The organism is Arthrobacter sp. Bz4, from assembly GCF_003075455.1.
GTDB lineage: Bacteria > Actinomycetota > Actinomycetes > Actinomycetales > Micrococcaceae > Arthrobacter_D.
Genome location: NZ_QDAE01000013.1, coordinates 34,546 through 57,688, shown reverse-complemented (window position 1 = coordinate 57,688; position 23,143 = coordinate 34,546). Strand labels below are relative to the sequence as shown.

At 65.7% G+C, this 23,143-nt stretch carries 22 protein-coding genes and 1 pseudogene; 3 read left to right on the top strand and 20 right to left on the bottom strand.

Features of this window, described 5'->3' with window-relative positions; translation table 11 throughout:
• Window positions 1-27 precede the first annotated feature (27 nt).
• From DDA93_RS10975 to DDA93_RS10950, 7 genes are all read right to left on the bottom strand, one after another.
• Window positions 28-906 carry an SseB family protein gene (locus DDA93_RS10975; protein WP_243400601.1) on the bottom strand — a complete coding sequence of 293 codons (879 nt, stop codon included), beginning with the start codon at window positions 904-906 and terminating at the stop codon, window positions 28-30.
• On the bottom strand, window positions 903-1,661 hold the full coding sequence (gene priA, locus DDA93_RS10970) for a bifunctional 1-(5-phosphoribosyl)-5-((5-phosphoribosylamino)methylideneamino)imidazole-4-carboxamide isomerase/phosphoribosylanthranilate isomerase PriA (protein WP_116778799.1): 759 nt from the start codon (window positions 1,659-1,661) through the stop codon (window positions 903-905). The genes DDA93_RS10975 and priA overlap by 4 nt, the downstream gene beginning before the upstream one ends.
• Window positions 1,662-1,701: 40 nt before the next feature.
• A complete protein-coding gene (locus tag DDA93_RS16345; RefSeq protein WP_019483424.1) occupies window positions 1,702-1,842 on the bottom strand; it encodes a hypothetical protein in 141 nt (46 codons plus the stop codon).
• Between the two features lie 20 nt (window positions 1,843-1,862).
• The gene (gene hisH, locus DDA93_RS10965; protein WP_019483425.1) at window positions 1,863-2,501 is read right to left on the bottom strand and encodes an imidazole glycerol phosphate synthase subunit HisH; all 639 of its coding nucleotides are present in this window, start codon (window positions 2,499-2,501) and stop codon (window positions 1,863-1,865) included.
• Window positions 2,498-3,115: an imidazoleglycerol-phosphate dehydratase HisB gene (hisB, locus tag DDA93_RS10960; protein ID WP_116778798.1), complete on the bottom strand. Its 618-nt coding sequence runs from the start codon at window positions 3,113-3,115 to the stop codon at window positions 2,498-2,500. Before hisB ends, hisH begins: the two co-directional genes overlap by 4 nt.
• Before the next feature lie 82 nt (window positions 3,116-3,197).
• Window positions 3,198-4,307 carry a histidinol-phosphate transaminase gene (locus DDA93_RS10955; protein ID WP_116778797.1) on the bottom strand — a complete coding sequence of 370 codons (1,110 nt, stop codon included), beginning with the start codon at window positions 4,305-4,307 and terminating at the stop codon, window positions 3,198-3,200.
• Window positions 4,308-4,465: 158 nt separating this feature from the next.
• A complete protein-coding gene (locus DDA93_RS10950; protein WP_116778796.1) occupies window positions 4,466-4,840 on the bottom strand; it encodes a LysM peptidoglycan-binding domain-containing protein in 375 nt (124 codons plus the stop codon).
• A 470-nt stretch (window positions 4,841-5,310) separates the two neighbouring features.
• Here DDA93_RS10950 and lexA point away from each other — a divergent pair, with 470 nt between their 5' ends.
• Window positions 5,311-5,967 carry a transcriptional repressor LexA gene (gene lexA, locus DDA93_RS10945; RefSeq protein WP_116778827.1) on the top strand — a complete coding sequence of 219 codons (657 nt, stop codon included), beginning with the start codon at window positions 5,311-5,313 and terminating at the stop codon, window positions 5,965-5,967.
• Here the strand turns inward: lexA and DDA93_RS10940 are convergent.
• Together DDA93_RS10940 and hflX are read right to left on the bottom strand one after the other, a co-directional pair.
• Window positions 5,964-7,991: an ATP-dependent DNA helicase gene (locus DDA93_RS10940; RefSeq protein WP_116778795.1), complete on the bottom strand. Its 2,028-nt coding sequence runs from the start codon at window positions 7,989-7,991 to the stop codon at window positions 5,964-5,966. The genes lexA and DDA93_RS10940 overlap by 4 nt on opposite strands.
• On the bottom strand, window positions 7,984-9,528 hold the full coding sequence (hflX, locus tag DDA93_RS10935) for a GTPase HflX (RefSeq protein WP_019483432.1): 1,545 nt from the start codon (window positions 9,526-9,528) through the stop codon (window positions 7,984-7,986). The genes DDA93_RS10940 and hflX overlap by 8 nt, the downstream gene beginning before the upstream one ends.
• A 241-nt stretch (window positions 9,529-9,769) precedes the next feature.
• Between hflX and DDA93_RS10930 the strand changes: the two genes are divergently transcribed.
• Complete coding sequence (locus DDA93_RS10930) at window positions 9,770-10,378, top strand: methyltransferase (protein WP_116778794.1); 609 nt, start codon at window positions 9,770-9,772, stop codon at window positions 10,376-10,378.
• A 38-nt stretch (window positions 10,379-10,416) separates the two neighbouring features.
• Here DDA93_RS10930 and dapF read toward each other — a convergent pair whose 3' ends face one another.
• From dapF to DDA93_RS10895, 7 genes and pseudogenes are all read right to left on the bottom strand, one after another.
• Window positions 10,417-11,361: a diaminopimelate epimerase gene (dapF, locus tag DDA93_RS10925; protein WP_019483434.1), complete on the bottom strand. Its 945-nt coding sequence runs from the start codon at window positions 11,359-11,361 to the stop codon at window positions 10,417-10,419.
• 4 nt (window positions 11,362-11,365) lie between these two features.
• Window positions 11,366-12,295, bottom strand: coding sequence for a tRNA (adenosine(37)-N6)-dimethylallyltransferase MiaA (gene miaA, locus DDA93_RS10920; RefSeq protein ID WP_116778793.1), 930 nt, complete (start codon window positions 12,293-12,295; stop codon window positions 11,366-11,368).
• A gap of 2 nt (window positions 12,296-12,297) precedes the next feature.
• Window positions 12,298-13,744 (bottom strand): annotated as a pseudogene (miaB, locus tag DDA93_RS10915) (tRNA (N6-isopentenyl adenosine(37)-C2)-methylthiotransferase MiaB).
• A 195-nt stretch (window positions 13,745-13,939) separates the two neighbouring features.
• Window positions 13,940-15,304: a lytic transglycosylase domain-containing protein gene (locus DDA93_RS16820; RefSeq protein ID WP_243400600.1), complete on the bottom strand. Its 1,365-nt coding sequence runs from the start codon at window positions 15,302-15,304 to the stop codon at window positions 13,940-13,942.
• Window positions 15,305-15,438: 134 nt separating this feature from the next.
• Window positions 15,439-16,218 (bottom strand): regulatory protein RecX, encoded by a 780-nt coding sequence (locus DDA93_RS10905; RefSeq protein ID WP_347693522.1) that lies wholly within the window; start codon window positions 16,216-16,218, stop codon window positions 15,439-15,441.
• 6 nt (window positions 16,219-16,224) lie between these two features.
• Window positions 16,225-17,298, bottom strand: coding sequence for a recombinase RecA (gene recA, locus DDA93_RS10900; RefSeq protein WP_019483440.1), 1,074 nt, complete (start codon window positions 17,296-17,298; stop codon window positions 16,225-16,227).
• Between the two features lie 190 nt (window positions 17,299-17,488).
• On the bottom strand, window positions 17,489-17,707 hold the full coding sequence (locus DDA93_RS10895; protein WP_024476256.1) for a DUF3046 domain-containing protein: 219 nt from the start codon (window positions 17,705-17,707) through the stop codon (window positions 17,489-17,491).
• A gap of 98 nt (window positions 17,708-17,805) precedes the next feature.
• Here DDA93_RS10895 and DDA93_RS10890 point away from each other — a divergent pair, with 98 nt between their 5' ends.
• Window positions 17,806-18,279: a MarR family transcriptional regulator gene (locus DDA93_RS10890; protein WP_019483442.1), complete on the top strand. Its 474-nt coding sequence runs from the start codon at window positions 17,806-17,808 to the stop codon at window positions 18,277-18,279.
• Window positions 18,280-18,388: 109 nt separating this feature from the next.
• Here DDA93_RS10890 and DDA93_RS10885 read toward each other — a convergent pair whose 3' ends face one another.
• From DDA93_RS10885 to DDA93_RS10870, 4 genes are all read right to left on the bottom strand, one after another.
• Window positions 18,389-18,829, bottom strand: a complete 441-nt coding sequence (locus tag DDA93_RS10885) for a helix-turn-helix domain-containing protein (protein WP_024476255.1) — start codon at window positions 18,827-18,829, stop codon at window positions 18,389-18,391.
• 120 nt (window positions 18,830-18,949) lie between these two features.
• Window positions 18,950-19,462, bottom strand: coding sequence for a CinA family protein (locus DDA93_RS10880; RefSeq protein ID WP_243400599.1), 513 nt, complete (start codon window positions 19,460-19,462; stop codon window positions 18,950-18,952).
• 11 nt (window positions 19,463-19,473) lie between these two features.
• Window positions 19,474-20,100 carry a CDP-diacylglycerol--glycerol-3-phosphate 3-phosphatidyltransferase gene (pgsA, locus tag DDA93_RS10875; RefSeq protein WP_116778791.1) on the bottom strand — a complete coding sequence of 209 codons (627 nt, stop codon included), beginning with the start codon at window positions 20,098-20,100 and terminating at the stop codon, window positions 19,474-19,476.
• Between the two features lie 9 nt (window positions 20,101-20,109).
• The gene (locus DDA93_RS10870) at window positions 20,110-23,028 is read right to left on the bottom strand and encodes a DNA translocase FtsK (RefSeq protein WP_116778824.1); all 2,919 of its coding nucleotides are present in this window, start codon (window positions 23,026-23,028) and stop codon (window positions 20,110-20,112) included.
• Between the last annotated feature and the right edge of the window lie 115 nt (window positions 23,029-23,143).

Below are 23,143 nucleotides of genomic sequence, written 5' to 3'. Positions count from 1 at the left end.
CTCTTCTGCGGGTCCGCCCGCACGTCCTCAGCGGGTCAGTACCACCTCAAGGGAGTCGACCCGTTCCACAAATTCTGTATTGGCCCGCAGCCGGTCCTGCAGTTCCTGGACCACCGTCTGGACCGCTTCCCCAGCCAGCCCGTCTCGCAGCGTGATCTGGAGCCGCACTTCGGGGCCCGGTCCGCCGCCGGATGCCAGTGTACCGTCTGCCGCGCGGGCCGGAACCCCGCTTCCGGGACCCAGCGCTACCCGCAGGATCGCTGGCTCCTTACCGGTGAGCTGGGCGACCAGGTCGGCGATGCTTGGGTCGCTGTAGGCCGGCCGCCACTGGTGCTGCTGGGCCAGCGCCCACATGGCGGGGCGACGCACAACGAAGGTGAAGTGTGCGCCCGGATCGATGACCAGTAGCTGCGCTCCGTCGGCGACCGCCGACAGCGCCGCACGCGGCGCGTAAACGGCCACGGGCCTGGCTTCCGGATGCCACGCGGCCAGTGCAGCAACAGAGCTGAAGACCGGCAGCGCCGTGCGGCCATCGGGTGCTTTGAGCGTGACCAGGGCCATGTCGGCCTCCTTGTCGCCCTCCGGTGCTCCCCCGCCGTGGCCGTGGTCGGCGTGCGAGTGAGGGTCGTCGGGCGCGGTTTCCCCGGCGAGCTGGGCTACCACGGGTACGAAAAGTCTCACCCCGGCGAGGGCGGCGAGCACTCCCGTTTCGTCGCTGGTCCCGGCCAGCAGCCGGTCGATTGCCTCGGTGTAGGCGGGCGGTGCGGCGCCGTCGTCGTCGTCGAAGTTGTGCAGCGGGTTACCCTCGCCGCTCAGGTCACGGCCTTCCCAGGCCTGCCCCGCGGAATCGGCGGTGTTGGCCGCCAGGGCAGCGGCGATATGTGCGGGGAGTTGCCGCTCGCTCACATCCGGGATGCCGGGTGCCCGGCGATGTCGAGCGCCTGGGGCAGCGTGAAGGCGCCGGCGTACAGCGCCTTGCCCACGATTGCACCTTCCAGTCCGTGTGGCACCAGCTGGCGCAGCGCCGCGAGGTCCTCGAGGCTTGAGATTCCACCCGATGCGACCACGGGCTGCGAGGTCCGCTCAAGCACCTGCTGGAGTAGTTCGAGGTTGGGGCCGCGGAGCGTGCCGTCCTTGGTGACGTCTGTGACCACGTACCGGGAGCAGCCCGCGTCTTCGAGGCGCTGCAGGACTTCCCACAGGTCGCCGCCTTCTTCGGTCCAGCCGCGGGCTGCCAGGGTGGTGCCCCGGACGTCCAGGCCGACGGCGATCTTGTCGCCGTAGCGGGCGATGACCGCAGCCGTCCACTCCGGGTTTTCCAGGGCTGCGGTGCCGAGGTTCACCCGGTGCGCGCCGAGTTCCAGGGCTGCGTCGAGGGAGGCGTCATCGCGGATTCCCCCGGACAGCTCCACCTTGATGTCGAGTTCGTTAATCACGCGTCCGAGCAGTTCGCGGTTTGAGCCCCGGCCGAAGGCTGCGTCAAGGTCCACCAGGTGCACCCATTCGGCGCCGTCCTGCTGCCAGGCGAGGGCCGCCTCGAGGGCGTCACCGTAACCTGTTTCGCTGCCGGCCTCGCCCTGGACCAGGCGGACAGCCTGCCCGTCGACGACGTCGACAGCAGGAAGCAGTTCGAGAATGGGGGATTCAGTAAAGGGGCTCATCGGGTGTTGTGACTCTTTCGTAGCTGTCGGAGGTCTGGAATCAGATGTCGGTCAGGGTCAGGAGGTAGGCAGCGAGGAGCGCCATTCCCGCCAGGACCCAGAAGCTGATGATCAGGGCCTTGGGTAGTTCCTGCCGCCGGAAGGAGATAGCCCCACCGATCAACAGGCCCGCGAGCCCCATCAACACTATGCTCCACATGACTACCGCAGCCCGGCTGTCCAGTTGGAGAGCAGACGGGCCCCGGCGTCACCGGACTTTTCGGGGTGGAACTGGGTGGCGCTGAGGGGACCGTTTTCCACGGCGGCAATGAACTGACCGCCGTGGTCCGCCCAGGTCACCATTGGGGGCTTCATTGCTGGCTGGGTGACCTCGAACTTCCACTGCTGCACTCCGTAGGAGTGCACAAAGTAGAACCGCTCGTCCTCGATGCCTTCGAACAGCTGCGACCCCTCGGCTGCCTTCACCGTGTTCCAGCCCATGTGCGGGACGACGTCAGCCTGCAACCGTTCAACGGTGCCTGGCCACTCGCCCATGCCCGCGGTCCGGACGCCGTGCTCGACGCCCTCCTCGAAGAGGATCTGCAGGCCCACGCAGATGCCAAGCACTGGCCTGCCGCCCGCCACCCGCCGGCCGATCATGCGCAGTGCATCGACATCCTTCAGACCCTTCATCACGGTCGCGAAGGCTCCGACGCCGGGCACCACCAACCCGTCGGCGTTCAGGACGTCGTCGGGTTTGGCGCTCAACGTCACTTCAGCGCCGACGTGTTCCAGGGCACGGACCGCTGAACGGATGTTCCCCGAACCGTAGTCCAGAACCGTTACGCGTGGCGCACTCATAGTGCCCCCTTGGTGGACGGGATGCCCTCCACGCGTGGGTCCGGTTCCACTGCAGCGCGCAGCGCCCGGGCGAACGCCTTGAACTGGGCTTCGACAATGTGGTGTGGATCCCGTCCACCCAACACCGTCATGTGCAGACAGATCTGGGCATGCAGGGTGATCGCCTCGAAGACGTGCCGGGTCAGCGAGCCGGTGAAGTGCCCTCCGATCAGGTGGTATTCCTGGCCTGCGGGCTCACCCGTGTGCACCAGGTATGGCCGGCCGGAGATGTCGACGACGGCGTTGGCCAGCGCCTCATCCAGGGGCACCGTCGCTTCGCCGAACCTGCGGATCCCGGCCTTCGTCCCCAGGGCCTCCCGGAGCACCTCGCCGATGGTGATGGCGACATCCTCGACGGTGTGGTGGGCATCGATGTGCGTGTCACCGGTGGCTCGGACCGTGAGGTCGATCAGTGAGTGCTTGGCCAGCGCAGTCAGCATGTGGTCGTAGAACGGCACCGAGGTGCTGATCTCCGCGCGTCCGGTGCCGTCAAGATCGAGCTCGACAAACACCGACGACTCGCTGGTGGTCCGTTCCCGGCTCGCAGTGCGTCCGACAGTGGTTTCCACGCTCATGGCTATCCTTCGATTGGTACGTAGCGGATGGGTGACGGTAGGGACAGCACCGGGCGCCGCTTGGAAAGGGTCTATCACCAGTCTAGGAGACGGTCCCCTCCAGCAGGGCACCGAGGGTGTCGAGGAACACTGTGGTTTCCGTCTCGGTGCCTGCGGTGACCCGGAGGTGACCGGGAATACCGACGTCGCGAATCAGCACTCCCCCGTCGAGCAGGCCCTGCCAGATGCGGTGCGGGTCGTCCAGTCCGCCGAAGAGAACGAAGTTGGCGTCCGAGGGCACCGGGGTCAACCCGAGGTGCTGGAGACTGGTCACTATCCGATCGCGTTGCACCTTGATGTTTTCCACGTTGGCAAGCAATCGGTCAGAGTGGGTCAGGGCCGCGTTCGCTGCCGCCTGGGTGATGGCCGAAAGGTGGTACGGCAACCGGACCAGGCGCAGCGCGTCAGCAACCTCGGGGGCCGCCGCCAGGTAACCGAGCCTCGTCCCGGCCATCGCGAAAGCCTTGCTCATGGTGCGGGACACCACAAGACGTTCCCGGCCCGCCAGCAGGCTGAGGGCGCTGACGGTGCCTGCGTGGGCGAACTCGGCATAGGCCTCATCGACGATCACGATTGCCTGCGCGTCGCTGCCCGCCTCATAAACCGCTTCCACCACATCCAGGCCCAGCGCTGAGCCGGTCGGGTTGTTCGGCGAGCACAGAAAGACGAGGTTCGCGCCGGATTCGCGCACTTCGCGGGCCGCGTCGGCGGCGCTGAGCTCGAACCTGTCGTTACCCTGCCCTGCGATATAGCGGGTGCCGGTGCTGCTGGCCAGCAACGGATACATGGAGTAGGTCGGGGGGAAGCCGATGGCTGATCGACCCGGGCCGCCGAAGGCCTGCAGCAGGTGCTGCAGTACCTCGTTGGATCCGTTGGCGGCCCACAGGTTTTCGGGCGTCAGTCCGTGGCCGAGGTAGCGTGCAAGATTGGTCCGGAGCTCGGTGAACTCACGGTCGGGGTAACGGTTCAGCCCCCCGACCTCCCGGCTCACCGCATCAACGATTGCCTGCCGGACATCGTCCGGCACTCCATGGGTATTCTCATTGACGTTCAGGAGGATGGGGACATCCAACTGGGGCGCACCGTAGGGGTGCTTGCCCCGCAGATCCTCGCGCAGGGGCAACCGGCTCAACCGCTCAAACTGTTCGCTCACCTGTCAAGGTTAAGCATGGAGTGCTGCAGGTGCAGAATCGGCGGGCCTTCACCCTTCATCAGGATCTTCACCGCGTTCGCAGAAGCTCCGCACCCGGTGGCCGATACTGGCCGACCGGGTTGGAGGGTTCTGGGGGTGCAGTAGTGGCTGTCGAGGCGTTACCGGTTGGTGGGGACATCCAGTTGCTGCCCTGCCTGCAGCACTGAGGTGCCCAAGCTGTTCAGTTCAACGATCTCGGAGACGACGATGCGCGGATCGCGGTCCGGAGCGAACTCGGTTGCCAGCTGCCAGATGGTTTCGCCGGCTGCGACGCTGACACTCACGGTCTCGGTCACCTCTCCGCCTTCAGCTGATGCCTTGGCAGGCGAGTTGAAAAATCCTGACAACATCAGAACGGCCGACGCGAGTAGCACGATCGGCAATCCGACCAACAGGAGCCGGCCCCTGCGGGTCAGCCGCAGCTTGGTGGCGCCGCTCGTGGTCGCGTCGCTTTCGGTGGTAGGGAAATTCTGGTGTGTGGTGATGACAGACATGGATACACCTCTCTGTACTCTCGAATCAGTCCATTCGGTCCTGGGGTATTAACCCGGGACCAACCCTGAAGGTTGAAGGCGGTGTTCGAGCTAAAACCGGCGATTCCTGTTTTGTTCGAACTTATCTTCGAATTACTGCTTGTTTATTTTTAGCACTGATTGACGAACTTTGTCGAGACACGATCGAACAAATGTTTGAAAACGTGTCCTGACTCCCTTACCGTTAGGGCAAGGATGAAGGTTCGGGATCCAGCAGAAACCAGCACATCATCCGCCACTGACAAAATAAGCTCGGCCCGTGGAATCCAGGGATCTGCCGGGGTACATGGATTCTTATCGAAGGGACAGCGACCGTGAAAGAGTCCGACGCACCACTGGATGAACCGGCCTCCGACCTCGCCCCGGCTGACCTTGCCCCGGCCGCCCTGCCAGCCCGTGGCCGCCCGCGTGGCCGCCAGGTGCCCAAGGGCATGACGCCCCGCCAGAAGAAAATCCTCGAGACCATTCAGCGGGCCATCGGCACCAACGGGTATCCGCCCTCCATGCGCGAGATCGGAGACACGGTTGGGCTCGCCAGTCTCTCGAGCGTCACCCATCAGTTGTCGCAGCTGGAGCGGATGGGCTATCTCAGGCGCGATCCGAAGCGCCCCCGCGCCATGGAGATCCTGCTTCCGCTGACCCTCGACCATGATCAGCACAGCGGCGAAGAAGGATCGGGCCAGGGCACGACACCGGACGTCGGCGGCGCGGTCGACGCAGCCATGGTTCCGATGGTGGGGCGGATCGCTGCCGGCGGCCCGGTGCTGGCCGACCAGGTAGTGGAAGATGTCATGCCGCTACCCCGCCAGTTGGTGGGACACGGCGATCTCTTCATGTTGCGGGTCTATGGCGATTCGATGATCGACGCCGCCATTTGCGACGGTGACTGGGTAGTGGTCCGGCGCCAGCAGGAAGCACAGAACGGTGACATCGTGGCCGCGCTCCTCGACGACGAGGCGACTGTGAAGACTTTCCGTCAGCGCGACGGTCACACCTGGCTGCTCCCCCAGAACACCCAGTACGAGCCGATCCTGGGAGACCTCGCCACGATTATGGGCAAGGTCGTCTCGGTGATGCGCGCCCTCTAACCCCCGGGCGTGGGTTTTCCTGCCAGCCGCTCCAGGACGCCGACCGCCGTCGTGCGATCGGTGGTGGACCAAAAAGGAGGCAGCGCGGCACGCAGGAATGATCCGTAGCGTGCGTTGGCGAGCCTGGAATCGAGGATCGCCACCACCCCCTTGTCTTCGGCTGCGCGGATGAGGCGTCCGGCGCCCTGAGCGAGGCGGACGGCCGCGTGGGTTGCCGAAACACTCATGAAACCGTTTCCACCGGCTTTCGCAACGGCTCTCGTCCGCGCTGTCATGAGTGGGTCGTCAGGGCGCGGGAAGGGAATGCGGTCGATGGTGACCAGCCGGCACGACCGGCCTGGCACATCGACGCCCTGCCAGAGTGACATGGTGCCGAAGAGGCACGTGTCCGGCTCATCCGAGAATTGTTTGACCAGCGCCGACATTGACGATTCGCCCTGGCACAGGATTTCGAAGTCGACCCGAGGGCGCAGTGCTTCGGCTGCGTCTTCGGCCGCGCGGCGGGAGGAAAAAAGTCCCAGCGCCCCACCCCGCGATGCTTTCAGCAAGACCTCCAGTTCGTCGAGCTGCTCAGGCGAGGTGCCCCGCTCCGGCTTTGGAAGGTCCTTCGCGACATACAGGACGCCCTGCTTCGGGTAGTCGAAGGGGCTGCCGACGTCGACGCCGGTCCATGACGGCGCCGAGGCGCCCGCGAGACCGAGCGAACCGGCGACTGGACCGAATTCGGCCCCGATGGCGAGCGTTGCCGAGGTCAGGACCACTGTGTGATCGGCGAACAGGCCTTCCCGCAGCTTCCCGGCCACGGACAGTGGCGCGATGTTGATGGTCGCGGGTGCGTCGTCGTCGGGCTGTGAATACCCGGTGCCCGGTGAGAAGGTGCTTGGCCGTGAGGCCCAGAGCACCTCACCGGCCGGTGTCGCCGTCAGAAGCCGCTCGCAGAGTTCGAAGACGGCGAGGACGTGGGACTTCGCCATCTGCCGGCCACCGTCTGCCGGGGTCGGTCCGTCTCCTTTGGCGTCCGACAGGACGGCCCGGCAGGCTTCGCGGACCTGGGTGATCGCCGTTTCCTGCTCCTCGGTGAGTCCGGCAGCCATTAATCCCGTGGGGATCCCGGTGACTGTTGACTCGAAAAAGCGGTTTGCGGAGTCGAGGCCCTCGGTGGCGATTGACAGATGACGGCGGGCCGCCGAGGCCGCAGCGGAAATCATCCCCGCCGATAATTGTCCGGACACCGCTCCGGTGACCCGGTCATGCAGTTCGTGGGCTTCGTCGATGACGACGACGTCGTACTCGGGGAGTACCGCCAGCCCCTCGAAGGCACTGATCGCGAGCATTGCATGGTTGGTGATGACGATATCCGCGTCGCCCGCCCTGGCCCTGGCCCGTTCGCTGAAGCATTCCGCCGCGACCGGGCACTTTTGGGCGCCAAGACATTCCATGCTGGTCACGGACACCTGCCGCCACGCCTGCTCGCTCACCCCGGGGGTCAGCTCGTCCCGGTCACCCGTGTCGGTGGTTTCGGCCCACTCCCGGAGCCTGACAACCTCGCGGCCCAGCGGGGTGGCCGGGCCGGCGGAGGGATGCGGTGCGGCGGTGTCCTCGCCGAGGCTGAAGAGCGCGTCGGGTGCCCCCTCTTCGGGGAAGCCTCCGCCCGTTTTGTGCTTGCAGACGTAATTGCCGCGGCCTTTGAGCAGCACCACGTCGACGGGGCGGGGTAGCTTGCCTTTGAGGGCCTTCAGCAGCCGGGGCACGTCGCGACCGACAATCTGGGCCTGCAACGCCAACGTTGCGGTGGATACGATGGCCGGTTTGTCGTGGGTCAGGGCGTGGGAGATCAAGGGGATGAGGTAGGCCAGCGATTTACCGGTGCCCGTGCCAGCCTGCACCAGCAGGTGGTCCCCGGTGGTCAGCGCCTCGGCGACCCGTTGCGTCATCTCATGCTGGCCCACCCGGTTCTCGCCGCCCATGGCTTCAACTGCGGCGTCAAGAAGTTCCAGCGGCCCCGCGGTACCGCTGTCAGGCATGCTGGCGGAATTCCTCCAGATCGGCGGCAAGACCCGCACGGACCATGACATCGAGCCGGGTGCCCGATTCAACGTGCTCAAGGTTCAGGATCTCGGCGTCGGACTGGTGCAACCTGCTGACGACGTCGCCGCGTTCGTATGGCACCAGCAGCGTCAGCTTGACGCTGGGTCGCGGGATGGCAGCGCTGACGGCTTCGAGGAGCTCGGCGATACCCTCGCCCGTGCGGGCTGAGACCACCACGTGCCGGGGCTCGCGTTGACGCAGGCGTTCGATCACGAAGGGATCCGCGGCATCGGCCTTGTTCAGAACAATGATTTCGGGGACCTTGCGGGCATCGACCTCAGAGAGCACTTCCCGGACCGCGGCGATCTGCCCCTCCGGATCGGGGTGGGACACATCCACCACATGGAGAATCAGGTCCGAGTCGGCAATCTCTTCGAGCGTCGACCGGAATGCCTCAACCAGCTGGGTGGGCAGCGACCTGACGAACCCGACCGTATCGGCGAGCGTGTAGCCCAACCCATCGGCGGTTTCGGCCTTACGCACCGTGGGATCCAGGGTGGCGAACAGCGCGTTCTCCACCAGGACGCCAGCGTCGGTGAGGCGGTTCAGCAAGGAGGATTTGCCAGCGTTGGTGTAGCCGGCGATTGCGACCGAGGGGATCTCATTACGACGGCGGTTGGCGCGTTTTGTTTCGCGGGCTGGTTTCATCCCGCTGATCTCCCGGCGCAGCTTCGCCATCCGGGTGCGAATCTTCCGCCGGTCAAGCTCGATCTTCGTTTCGCCGGGCCCACGGGAACCCATCCCGGCGCCGGCGCCGCCGACCTGGCCGCCTGCCTGGCGGGACATGGAGTCACCCCAACCGCGCAGCCTGGGGAGTAGGTATTCGAGCTGTGCCAGCTCGACCTGGGCTTTGCCCTCCCGCGATTTCGCGTGCTGGGCAAAAATGTCGAGGATCAGGGCCGTCCGGTCAATGACCTTGACCTTGACGATGTCTTCCAGTCCGCGGCGTTGGGAGGGAGAGAGTTCGCTATCCACGATGACGGTGTCGGCTCCGGTGGATACCACGATGTCCTTGAGCTCCTGGGCCTTGCCCGAGCCGAGGAAGGTGCCGGGGTCTGGCTTGAGCCGGCGCTGGACGATGCCGTCGAGCACCTCTGAACCGGCGGTGGCTGCCAGCGCCGACAGTTCCCGCAGCGAGTTTTCAGCATCTTCGGCGGTGCCTTCACTCCAGAGCCCTGCCAGGACGACGCGTTCGAGGCGGAGCTGCCGGTATTCGACCTCAGTGACGTCTTCGAGTTCGGTGGAAAGCCCTGCGACGCGTCGCAGTGCACGCCGTTCGTCCAGGTCCTGCTGGTCGCCGTCGTAGGACGACCGTTCGTCGTCGTGCCCGGATGAGACACCGACGAAACGGTTGCCTGCGCCCTTCGCGGACGCGGCCTCGTCTTTAGCCAGGATCCGGTCAATCACTGCCTGAATTTCGGCTGGGCCGATCTCTGGTTCCGGCGTCGCCGGTCCCCCGTTATTCGTGGTCATACGCTCCCTAAAGTGGTGTCCTTCAATGGTAGTCGTCCCGGTCCCGATCGGGTGAGGCACTTCACTGAGCGCGCAATTGATCCCTCCGGCGCGGCAGGGCCCTATCGTGAGCAAGGTGGACCGGACGGGCCATCCGGGACGGCGGTGACCGAAATTCCCCTCACGGGCGCCCAGGTTGCTGGCGGATTCGGCGGTGACCGGGTTCCAGAAACCGTCGGCGGCTCGACTACGCTGGTTTGTTATGGATTCCCACTACTTCAGCGCCCAGCCGGCCGGCCCGGAGACCCGCAAACCGCTCCGCACGGTGCTGGCCGGGGTAGAGCGCACCCTGGTAACGTCCTCGGGCATCTTCAGCTCCGACGGGATCGACAAGGGCACCCGCATCCTGCTCGCTGAGGCCCCCAATCCGGTGGGCTCCCGGATGCTCGATATTGGCTGCGGCTGGGGTCCACTGGCACTGACGATGGCGCTGCTGGCCCCCGACGCCCAGGTGGTCGCCGTCGACGTCAACGAACGGGCGCTGGCGCTCACCGCGGAAAACGCGAAACTGTTGGGCCTGGGCAATGTGGTGGCGACCCGCCCTGAAGAGGTCGACGCCGATGCCACCTTCGACACCATCTGGTCCAATCCACCGATCAGGGTGGGCAAGGACGAGCTGCACGCGCTGCTGCTGAAGTGGCTGCCCCGGCTGTCGCCTGGCGGGTCCGCGTGGCTGGTGGTGCAGAAGAATCTCGGCGCTGACTCGCTGCAGAAGTGGATTGCCGATCAGCTGGCCGACGGGTTCGAGGTGTCCCGTACTGCTACCTCGAAGTCGTTCAGGATCATCCGGGTGGAACGCCTCACTCCCTAGCGCACGCCGCCTAGCACCGCTCGGCTGTCTGGGAGCCCTTAGAGGAAGGTGCCGGTCGCCACCAGGACGGCTGGCCCGCTCAGGCTGACATGTTCGCGCCCGTCAGGTCCGGCGTGGAAGCGGACGCCGACGACGCCGCCGGGCACCTCGACCCGCCAGGTGAGGGGCGCTTCGGCCCCGGCCCAGAATCTCGTGGCCGCCGCAACTGCGCACGCCCCCGTCCCGCAGGACAGGGTCTCCCCCACACCGCGCTCATGCACCCGCATCCTGACGCGGCCGACGCCGTCGTGCACCAGCGGATCGTGCGGCACCACGAATTCGACGTTGGTCCCGTCGACGGGCGTTGGGTCGACGACCGGCGCGGTGAACAGCCGTGCGGCATCCAGTTCGGCAGGCTCAGCCAGTGCCACGACCGTGTGGGGGTTGCCCATGCTGATTGACAGGGCGGGCCGCGGAACCTCCAGCCCATCGGCCTCCACCAGGGAATCGGTGGCTCGCGATGCTGCAGCGTCGGGGAAGATGAACTCCCAGGGACCCATATCCACCGAGTAACCATCGACGGACCGTTCCACCAGTTTGATCCCGCCGCGGGTGGCAATCGACGCCGTGGCTCCCTCGGCAAGGCTGAGCAGCCCCGCGGAGACCAGCAGGTGGACGAAGACCCGGACGCCGTTGCCGCACATTTCCGACAGCGAGCCATCCGAGTTGCGGTAATCCATGAACCACTCGGCCGACGGATCACTCTGGAGCAGCACCCGCCCCTCCGGCAGGTGGCGGGATCTGATCGCTCGAATCAACCCGTCTGCGCCGATACCACGGTGCCGGTCACAGATGGTGCGGACGTCGTCGGGCCCGATCTCCAGCTCGCCGTCCGGGTCGGTGACCAGGACAAAATCGTTTCCGGTGCCGTGGCCCTTGGTGAAGGCGACACCACTCAGGGCGGTCGGTGCTGGTGAAACCAGTGCGTCGGATTGAATAGTCACGTGTCTAGGATAGGCCGAAGGTCTGCTGGAGGTGGTCTGCGGCCCGGGAGCCCAGGAGCGGATCCTCCCAGTCGAGCCACGTGATTCGCGGGTCGGCGCGGAACCAGGTGAGCTGGCGGCGGGCAAACCGCCGGGTCGCGTCGATGGTGTCGCTCGCTGCCTGTTCCGTGGTCAGCTCACCGTCGAGGACCTGAAGGAACTGGGCGTATCCCAGTGCCCGGGATGCCGTCCGACCGCTCCGCAGACCCTGGCGGTCCAGGCGTGCTACTTCGTCGAGCAGCCCGTCGTCGACCATGGTGTGGACCCTGGTAGCCAGGCGCTCACGTAACACCGGCCGGTCCACTCGCAGGCCCAGCTGCAGTGCCGGCTGGTGGTACAGGCGTTGCGGCATGAAGGAGCTGAACGGGCGGCCGGTCACCTCGTACACTTCGAGGGCCCTGATCAGCCGGCGGTCATCGAGATCCCGGCCGGCGGAGATCGGGTCCACTGCCGCGAGGCGCTCGCGGAGGAGGTCCGCGCCGTCGCGGGCCAGGTCGGCTTCCAGCTGGGCCCGGATGCCCGGCTCGGTACCAGGGAACTCCAGGACGTCAAGGGCCGCCCGAATGTACAGCCCCGACCCGCCCACCAGGATCGGCATCCTGCCGCGGTCCCGGATAGCGTCGATCGCGGTCCGCGCCTGCTGCTGGTAGGCGGCGACGCTGGCTTCCTCCCGGACGTCGAGCGTGTCGAGCAGGTGATGCGGTATCCCCTGCCGCTCGTCAAGACTGACCTTGGCGGTGCCAATGTCCATGCCGCGATAGAACTGCATCGAGTCGGCGTTGATGATTTCGCCGTTGAACCTGCGCGCGAGTTCGATGCCAAGCGATGACTTGCCCGACCCGGTGGGTCCGACGACGGCGATCAGGGGCGGGGATGCGGGCGCAGCGGGAAGCACCGTCAGGCGTCGCGGACCGGCAGCGAGGGCATCCCCAGCGACACGGCGCCTGCTGGGCCAGCGGCTGACCCGCCAGGCGCTGGCACGCCGCACGAATCGGCCTGTGCCCGATCCCACGCGTCACCGGCCCGGGACCGGCGGATGTGAAGTTCTGCCGGCGTCGCGGGGTCCGCCACCAGGTGGAAGGCGGCAGCCTCCGTGACCGTGACGGTGACCAGGTCACCGGGGCGGGGCGGTTCGACGCCGTCGGGCACCGAGAAATGAACCAGGCGCTGGTCACGGGCCCGGCCCGAGAGCCGGTGGGTTTCGCTGGCTTTACGGCCCTGCTGGGCGGTGACCATCAGCTCGACCGTCCGCCCGAGCTGGAGGGCATTCTCTTCTGCTGCGATGCGGTCCTGCAAGGCGGTCAGCCGTTCGAACCGTTCCTGCACCACCGCCTCGGGATTTGATTGGGCAGGTCAGCGGCAGGGGTGCCGGGCCGCTTCGAGTACTGGAACGTGAAGGCGGTGGCGAAGCGGGACTTCTCGACGACGTCGAGGGTGGCCTGGAAGTCTTCCTCGGTTTCCCCGGGGAACCGACGATGATGTCGGTGGAGATTGATGCGTGGGGCATTTTGGCCCGCACCCGGTCGAGGATGCCGAGGAATTTCGACGACCGGTACGAGCGGCGCATCGATTTGAGGATCTGGTCGGAGCCCGATTGCAGGGGCATGTGAAGTTGGGGCATCACGTTGGGGGTCTCGGCCATGGCGTCGATGACGTCGTCGGTGAAGGCTGCCGGGTGGGGGCTGGTGAACCTGACCCGTTCGAGACCCTCGATGCTCCCGCAGGCGCGGAGGAGCTTGGCGAAGGCACCCCGGTCGCCGAACTCCACCCCGTAGGAATTGACGTTCTGGCCCAGCAAGGTCACTTCGATCGCACCATCGGCCACCAGCGCCTCGATTTCGGCGAGGATCTCCCCCGGTCGCCGATCGCGTTCCTTGCCGCGCAGGGCAGGGACGATGCAGAAGGTACAGGTGTTGTTGCAGCCGACCGAGATGGACACCCAGCCGGAGTAGACGGCGTCGCGCTTGGTCGGGAGCGTGGACGGGAAGACATCGAGGGACTCGAGGATCTCCAGCTGCGCCTCGTTGTTGTGGCGGGCCCGCTCCAGGAGCGCGGGGAGAGCGCCGACGTTGTGGGTGCCGAATACCGCGTCGACCCACGGCGCTTTCTTCAGGATGGTGTCGCGGTCTTTCTGGGCGAGGCAGCCACCGACGGCGATCTGCATGCCGGGGTGCGTTTCCTTGACCGAGGCGAGCATGCCGAGGTTGCCGTAGAGCTTGTTGTCGGCGTTCTCCCTGACCGCGCAGGTATTGAACACGACGACGTCGGCCTGGGTGTCCGTTGCTGCGGCATAGCCGGCGGCCTCCAGCAGCCCGGAGATGCGCTCCGAGTCGTGGACGTTCATCTGGCAGCCGTAGGTCCGAACCTCGTAGGTGCGCTGCGCCCCCGACACCGCTGCGCCAGGAACACCGGCCCGTTCAGCGGCGGGACCTGTGGGAAGGGTTGGGGTAATGAGACTCACCCGTTAAGGGTACGTGTGCTGCGCTGACCCCCACAATCGACGGGACCTGGAGTTCCCGCGGCAACCGCTGCGAACCGGTCAGTACCAGTTCATCCGCTGGGAATGCTGCCAGGCTGCACACGGCGAACCGTATCTACCGGAGATGTAGCCGAGGCCCCATTCAATCTGGGTGCGGTAGTTCGTCCGCCAGTCAGCGCCGGCGCTGCCCATCTTGCTGCCGGGCAGGGATTGGGGAATACCGTAGGCCCCGCTGTACGGGTTGTTCGCGCTGGTCAGCCACCGGGATTCCTTGTTCCATAGATTGACCAGACACTGGAACTCGTCGCCGTTCCACCCGAACGACGGTAGTCGGGATGAAGCATAGGCCTGGGCTCCGGCGGGGTCGTCAACGATCGGTGCGGGGCCCGGTGCCGGAGCGGGGGCTGGTGCGGGGGCCGGTGCCGGCGGTGTTGGCGGTGTTGGCGCGGTGCCGGGGTCCGGCTCGGCGTGGGGCGGGGCAGGGGCCGGGCCAGGGATGGGTATGGGTAGAGGCGCTGGAGACTGGGGCGCCGGAGACTGGGGCGCCGGCGGTTGTGGCGCGGGACCCGCTACGACCGGCGGCGCAGGAGCCCGCGGTGGCGTCGTCGTTGCCACCGCGGCTTCGGCTGCCGCCCGGGCCGCCGCAGCAGCCTCTGCTGCTACCTGTTGTTCGAGGAAAGCCGCTTCTTCCTGCAAGCCCTGGATGCGGTCGGCTTCAAGGTCGGCCGTGGTGTCGTTCAGTTCGGCAAGCTGCTCGAGGAGCTCTGCGGCCCGGGTTTCCTGCTCCTGCACCGAGATGCGGGCGGCGGCGTCGTCGCCCTGGGCAGTGCGTAACCGTTCGGCTGCCTCGTCCGTCAGTTCCCGGTGCCGCTCGGTGGCGGCGTCATAGCGGTCCCGCAGTGACTCGGCCTCACGCTCGGCGGCGACCGCATCGTTGTAGGATCCGGCAGCCCGGTCGGTGACGGTTTCAAGTATCATCAGGCGGTCCAGCAGGTCCATGGCGCCCTCCGGATCCAGCAGCGCCAGCATTGAGGTGTTGGTGCTCCCGGTCTTGTAGGAGAGGGCAGCGGCTGCGCCAGCTGCCCGGTGCAGGTCCGCGGACTCGGCCTCGGCATTGGCTAATTGTTCGGCGAGCGTGTCGGAGAGCCGTTCGCTCACCCGCAGTTCCTCTGCGGCCTGCGCGTGATCAGCCGCTGAGCTGACGGCGGTGTCGCCAAGTTCGGCGGCGGCGGTGCGGAGCCCTTCCAACAGGCTTTCAATCTCGCCGACCTGGGCTTGTTTGGCTGAAGCATCGGCTTTGGCTGCCTTGATCTCGTCCCAGGTTGGGTAGTCCTGGGCTGCAGCCGGAGCGATCGAGGTGAGGAGGGAAGCGCCAAGGAGCACCACGGCCAACGCTGCACCAGCGCCCGTCCGTGCAGCAGTCATTCCCCGCGCCAGCCCGATCATAAGGATGCTCAGCCTACAGTTCGGTGTTCTGGGTCCGCCAGACCTCAACCGGCCGTTTTAGGGAACGAATGGATAACGGCTGAGCGTGACTGACCTGCGCCCGGCGGACCTCGTCAGAGGAAATCAGGTTCGGCGTCGTCGTCAGCTGCACCGGCGGCGACGTCGTCGAGCACCGATTTCACCACACCGAACGCCAGCGACGGGCTGTATCCCTTGCGCCCGAGCATGCTCACCAGCCGCCGCGTTTCCTTGTCGAGGGTGGCACGATCTGTACCCGTGGCGGCGGGGCGGTGCTTTCGGCGCACTAGCTGTTCTGCAGCGTCCCGTTCCTCATCGTCACTCACCTGGGACAGTGCCTCCTCGGCGATCTCGCCGTGGATGCCTTTCTCAGCCAGTTCGCGTTTCAGTGCGCTCCTGGCCAGGGATCGGGTCGCTGCCCGGCTACGCACCCACATCATCGCGAACTCGGCATCGTCGATCAGCTGGACTTCTTCAAAGCGGTCCAGGACGGCCACCGCCACCTCTGCGGGCACGTCCCGCTCCGCTAGTTTGGAGGCAAGCTGATGCCGGCTTTTGGGCGCGAGGGTGAGCTGCCGCAACACGATGGACCGTGCCGTCGCGTAAGGGTCTGCATCGGGTGCGAGGGCTCCCCCGCCAGATCCCGCTGCATCCTTGCCAGCGGACATCTCCGAGGCCGAACCGGAGGAGCCAATGGCACCCGATCCGGCGCCAGCAGGTTGCCGGCCACGAGGCTTTCGCCCGCTCCCGGATTTCCGCTCACCGGCGTTCCAGCCGTCTGATGTCCGGTGAGCGGTTGTCCCGTCGGAGCCGGCCCCGGATTTCCGCCTGGAATTCAATCCACTGCGGGAACCGTTGTTCTGTCCGAAAGGCATGGCTGGCTAGCGGTTCTCTCCGCTGACCGCTTTCAGTTTCGGCTCAGCCTTCGCCTTGGGCTCGACCGCCGCCTCTTCAGCAGCCAATCCAACACCGAGTTTCTCGCGGATGCGCCGTTCCAGTTCGTCGGTCAGGTCGGGGTTGTCGAGCAGGAACTTCCGTGCGTTTTCCTTACCCTGGCCCAGCTGGTCGCCGTCGTAGGTGAACCAGGCACCCGACTTCTTCACGAGACCGTTCTCGACTCCAACATCGATCAGCCCGCCCTCACGGGAAATTCCATAGCCGTACAGGATGTCGAATTCGGCTTGTTTGAAGGGCGGTGCCATCTTGTTCTTGACTACCTTGGCGCGGGTCCGGTTTCCTACCGGGACAGCGCCCTCCTTGAGGGTTTCAATCCGGCGTACATCGATGCGGATGGAGGCGTAGAACTTCAGCGCCTTGCCACCCGTGGTGGTCTCGGGGCTACCGAAGAACACGCCGATCTTCTCGCGCAACTGGTTGATGAAAATAGCTGTGGTTTTGCTTTGGGCGAGACGGCCGGTGATCTTCCGGAGCGCCTGGCTCATCAGCCGTGCCTGCAGGCCCACATGGCTATCTCCCATGTCACCCTCGATTTCCGCGCGGGGCACCAGCGCAGCAACCGAGTCAATGACGATCACGTCGATCGATCCTGACCCGATCAGCATGTCCATGATTTCCAGCGCCTGCTCACCGGTGTCCGGCTGGGAGACCAGGAGCGCGTCGGTGTCGACGCCGAGCCGCTTCGCGTATTCGGGGTCGAGTGCGTGTTCAGCATCAATGAATGCCGCGATGCCACCGTTGCGCTGCGCGTTGGCGACCGCGTGCAGTGCCAGCGTGGTCTTACCCGAGGACTCCGGTCCGTAGATTTCGACGACCCTGCCGCGGGGCAGCCCGCCTATGCCCAGTGCAGCGTCAAGTGCGATGGAGCTGGTCGAAATCGTTTCGATGGGGGCGCGCACCTCATCACCCAGGCGCATCACCGAGCCTTTGCCATACTGCTTGTCGATCTGCGCAAGTGCTGCTTCGAGAGCTTTCTCGCGGTCTGCTGGTGCGGCCATTCTTCACCTCGGTTGGTTATGGCCGTTGCGGCCGTTTTCGTGTTCAATTCGACCGTAGCCCGGGGCACTGACAAATTGAGAAGCTTCACGGCGTATGTGGATAACCACGACAGCCGTCTGTTAGAAATGATAGTCCTATCCGAACAAGTATTCGAATAACTTGGGCGGCGTGTCAGGTGCCGCATCCGGACTATTTGGGAGTGATGTCCTTGCCTAAACGGCGTTCCGACGGGACATCCTGGAGGTCACACACCGCGACCCAGATATCGCGCGGGCTGATTCCGGCACCCAGGGCCTCTTCAGGGGTGCGGCCGCCGAGTTCGGCGAGGACGATCGTTCGGGCCAGAGTACGGGAGTACCCCGCGCCGAACTCGTCATCCATAAGCCGCCAAAAGGCACTGGTGCGCATGATGTAATCCTCTCACTGTCTCTGAGTTGGCTGACTTGCTGGCCCGCTTTCGGGGCCGGTTGATGAGCGATTGTGTGCGTAACCATAGAATGAAGCACATGACAGCCGAGCACCGTGAAGCCGATCCCGCCGTAGACACTGCCATCCAGGCATTGGAACAACAACTGAGCATGCTGTGGCGGAGGGCACGATCGAACTCCTACAAGGTGGCCCGGCGCGTCCACCCGGACATGGAACCGGCCGCCTACGGCCTGCTGGTGATCCTTCAGCGGGAGGGCGCCATGCGGCTGACCGACATCGCGGCGAGTATCGGCGTCGGCAAACCATCGGTCAGCCGGCAGATAGCGATGCTCGAACAACTCGGCCTGGTCCAGAAGGAAGCCGACCCGCTCGATGGCCGGGCCCAGTCGATTACCCTGACCCCCGCCGGCTCGAAGCAGCTGGTCGCCGCCCAGACCGCCCGTAAGGAAGCGTTCCACAACCTGATGGACGACTGGGATGTCAAGGACCTCACCACCCTGGGGACCCTGATTGCCCAACTCAATGAGACGTACACCAAAGACAACTGGTGATTGACAACACACTGTTGATAACACGCTGTTGATAACACGCTGTTGACAACACACTGAAGCCCGCCGGAGTGTTCCGGCGGGCTTCAGTCAAATCGCTGTGGACGCTGAGTTAGCGGTTCGTTGCGGCCAGTCCGCGGCTGAAATCCTCGGATAGGTCGGCCGGGATGTCGTCGACAAACGCCCGGGCGAATTCCTGGGGCACCGTGTCAGGGACTGATACGCCCTCTGCCTCGGCGAGACGATCGCTGACTTCGCGGAGCATGAGGGACAACGGAACATCGAGCGCGGTGCAGATCGAGGACAGGAGCTCAGACGATGCTTCCTTCTGGCCCCGCTCTACCTCGCTGAGGTAACCGAGGGAGACTCGAGCACTATGCGAAACCTCGCGTAGTGTGCGGCCCTGCCGCTGGCGGACGTCCCGCAGGACATCGCCGATCTCATGGCGTAGCACTACCATTTTGCGCTCCTTCGGCTTGCGCTGTGCATCTTCCGCCAACCCCACATCCCGCCAACGGACTACTCCGTTAATGGATACGGGTTGCTTTACCATCTGAATCGCCATGCTCCCTCGTTGCAATTGATCCGGTGTCTCCTTAGGAAGGTGTACCGGCTTGGTAGTTTCAAGCCTAAGCTGTCAACCTGTTCAATGGCTGACAGTAATGATAACTGTTCAGTCCTGGGATTTGTTCCCTGCGGCCTGGTCGCGTAACACGGCGCCCAGCAGATTCAGTGCGGCGGCACAGGCGTGCCTCCGGACCGACTCCCGGTCGCCGTCGAACAGGTATTCGTTCACCGTCGTCCCGGCCGCTGATGCTACGGCCACGAAGACGGTGCCCACCGCCTTACCGGCGTGTGGCTCGGGTCCCGCTGCTCCGGTGGTGGAAACGCCCAGATCGGCGTCGAAGACGCGCCGTGCGCCTTCCGCCATCTGGCGTGCGACGACGGCGTCCACCGCCCCGGTCGCGGCGATCCCTGCGGGGTCGACGCCGAGAATGTCCACCTTGATCTGGTTCTGGTAGGTCACCGCCCCACCCTGCAACACCGCGGATGCGCCCGGCACCGAGCCCAGCGCGGCGCTGACCATCCCGGCGGTCAGCGACTCGGCAGTGGCGATGGTGAGGTGACAGGCTGTTGCCTGGCGGATCACCTCTGCGGCAGGCCCAGCGGGAACTAACGGTTCCATCGGTGCCGCGCCTACGACGTCGGGCTGCCGGGGTGCCCGGTTGAAAGCGCATCACGCCGGAGCCGGATCGCCTGGATAATGTAGTCAATCCCGGTGACGACGGTGACGGCGACGGCTGCCAGCATCACCGTGATGGCCACCCAGGAATACCAGTCACCGAGCACCCCGGCCAGTGGCAGCAGGTAGAGGAAGATGGCGAAGGTCTGGATGACTGTTTTGAGTTTCCCGCCCCGTGAGGCTGGCATCACTCCGTAGCGGATGACGGCGAACCGCAGCACGGTGATGCCCAGTTCGCGGACCAGGATCACGATGGTGACCCACCACCAGAGTTCTCCCATGACAGAGAGCAGGATCAGTGCGGCACCTATGAGCAGTTTGTCGGCGATAGGGTCGGCAATTTTCCCAAAGTCGGTGATTAGCCCGCGGCTCCGAGCCAGGTCGCCGTCGAGTTTATCGGTGTAGATCGCGACGGCGAACACCGCCACCGCCAGCCAGCGGAAAAGCCCGCCCGAGTCATCGGCGGCCGAGTCGTCCAGGAGCAGAAACCAGATGAAGAACGGGACCAGAAGGATCCGCACCACCGTAAGGACGTTGGCAATGTTCAGCGTAGGGACCTGTTTGGCCGGAGGAATACTCACGGCATAAGGCTACCTTCCCGTGAGGCTCCAGGCGTCAGTTGAGCCGTCATCGTCGTCGTCCGAGCCGTCATGGTACTGGCCCGCCTGGCGGCGAGCCTCGAGATCGTCGGCCACCAGGTCGATCGGTGGTGCCTGCGGGGCACTGGGCGCCGGCTCATCGGGGACGGACACGGGTCCGTCACCGCGCATGGCGCCGAGTACCGCTGCCAGGTCATCAGGCTTGACCAGGACGTCGCGGGCCTTTGAGCCTTCCGAGGGACCCACCACACCGCGGGACTCCAACAGGTCCATGAGCCGGCCCGCCTTGGCGAAGCCGACCCGCAGTTTACGCTGCAGCATGGACGTGGAACCGAACTGGGTGGTGACCACCAGTTCCGTGGCCTGCAGGAGAACGTCGAGGTCGTCGCCGATGTCGTCGTCGATCTGCTTCTTCGGCGCCTCGACCGCCACATCCTCACGATAGTTGGCCTTCAGCTGGCCCTTGACGTGTTCCACCACCCGGTGGATTTCGGACTCGGTGACCCAGGCGCCCTGCACGCGCATGGGCTTGGATGCCCCCATGGGCAGGAACAGTGCGTCGCCCTGACCGATGAGCTTCTCGGCGCCCGGCTGGTCCAGGACCACGCGGGAGTCGGTGACCGACGACGTCGCGAACGCCATCCGGGACGGAACGTTGGCTTTGATCAGGCCGGTGACGACGTCGACCGATGGCCGCTGGGTGGCGAGCACCAGGTGGATGCCGGCGGCGCGCGCCAGCTGGGTGATGCGCACGATCGAGTCCTCGACGTCGCGCGGGGCGACCATCATCAGGTCGGCGAGCTCGTCGACGATGACCAGCAGATACGGGTACGGGCGCACCACGCGCTTGGAACCCTCGGGCGGCATGACCTTCCCGTTCCGGACCGCCTTGTTGAAGTCATCGATGTGCTTGTAGCCGTAGTTGGCGAGATCGTCGTAGCGGGTGTCCATTTCACGGACTACCCACTGCAGCGCCTCAGCGGCCTTCTTGGGGCTGGTGATGATGGGCGTGATCAGGTGCGGCACGCCTTCGTAGGCGGTGAGCTCCACCCGCTTGGGGTCGACCATCACCATGCGCACCTCGTCGGGGGTGGAGCGCATCAGGATCGAGGTGATCATGGAGTTCACGAACGATGATTTACCGGCACCGGTGGCACCGGCAACCAGCAGGTGGGGCATCTTGGCCAGGTTGGCGACGACGAACCCGCCCTCAACGTCCTTGCCGACACCCATCACCATCGGGTGTTCGCTCTTGCGGGCGTTGCCGGACCGCAGCACGTCGCCCAGTGACACCGTTTCACGGTCGGTGTTGGGGATCTCGATGCCGATGGCCGACTTGCCCGGAATCGGGGACAGGATGCGGACGTCGGAACTCGCGACGGCGTAGGAGATGTTCTTGGACAGCGCGGTCACCCGTTCCACCTTGGTGCCCGGCGCCAGCTCGATTTCGTAGCGGGTGACAGTGGGGCCGCGGGAGAACCCCGTGACCTTCGCGTCAACGTGGAACTGGTCGAGGGTGTGGGTCAGGGCTGCGACCACAGAGTCGTTGGCTTCGGACCGTTCCTTGGGCGGGGTACCGGCGGGCAGGTAGTCCGACGGCGGCAGGGTGTACGTGACGTCGCCGGCCAGCTGCAGCTGCTCGGTGCGCTGCGGCATGGGGGTCGGCGGGATCTGCGGCTGCACCGGATTGGACGGTACCTGTGGTGCGGGGGCAGGGAGGACCGCCATCGCCTCGGTGGCCGGTTCAGGGTTGCCACCGGGGTCGTGGGCGCGGTCGTTGGGATCTGTGGGGATGCCATGATCCTGTTTGATCTTCTCGGTGGCGCGTTCCTGCTGGGTGGGACGCCGGACGCCCGGTGGTACCCGCGGTTCGGTGGGGACCGGCGCCGCCTGGTGCGCCTGAGTCTGGTGCTGGGTGTCGTCGTCGTCGTCGGCCAGGACTGCCCGCTCGAATGCTTCATCACCGACGTACCCGTCAAGCTCGGCCTGGGCGCGGTCGGCCGCACGATCGCGTCCGAAGAGACGCATCTTGCGTTTGGGTTTCCTGCCGGGTGCCGAGTGGCGCTCGTCGAGGTAGCTTTGATCATGTTTTTCGGTGGCCGGGTCGGTTCCCCGTTCCTTGGTGCCCTGCTGGTCCCGCTCGATGAGGTCCTGGCCCATCAGGTGCTCATACAGGGCGCGCAGCCGGGAGGGGATGTGGCGGAACGGGGTGGCGGTAATGATCAGCAGGCTCAGGAAAATGAGTGCCGAGAGCAGCACGATCACCGGCCATTCGGTCAGGATTCCGCTGAGCGGGCCGGCCACGAGGAAGCCGACCACTCCCCCGGCCTGCCAGAGGCGTTCGAAACCGTCGGCGAGGGCTGGCGCTCCCCCCGAGAGGTGGGCGATACCTGAACCCGCGAACAGGGCAATGGTCATCCCAATGCCCACCCGGTTGTTGGCCCGGTGGTTCTCCGGATACCTGAAGAGGCGCACCGCGCCGATCAGCAGCATGAACGGCACAAGCAGCGCCATCCAACCGAAGGTTCCAGCGGCGACAGCGTGCACCACATCGGCGCCGGGCCCCGTGAGCGCCCACCACTCGACTGCGGCGACTGCCACGCTGAGGATCATCAGGAACAGGCCGGTACCGTCCCGGCGGAGCTCCTTGTCCGGGTGGACGTCGTGCCCGAACTTGCGGATACCCGAGGCGACCATGTGGGCGGCCCCCATCCACAGCCCCCGGAGTGCGCGCAGAGGCAGAGGAAGCGTGTCCCCGGGCAGCGCGGGCTGCTGTTTGGTGGGTTGCCGGGTGTTGCCACCGCTTTTGTTTGCGCCGCTACGGCCCGAAGTTGAACGCGCAGCAGCCGAGGTGTTCTTACCGCGCGACTGCTGTGAACCTCTGGGGTCCGGGGAAGTACGAGTCGCCATAGTGCCAACGGTACCGGACATAGCCCCGGATTCCCCGGACATACGCGGCCGGATCTGCGTTGCCGCATGCAGTGCTGCTCGGCAGGTGGGGGCGTCCGCCGAGCATCGACAGCTC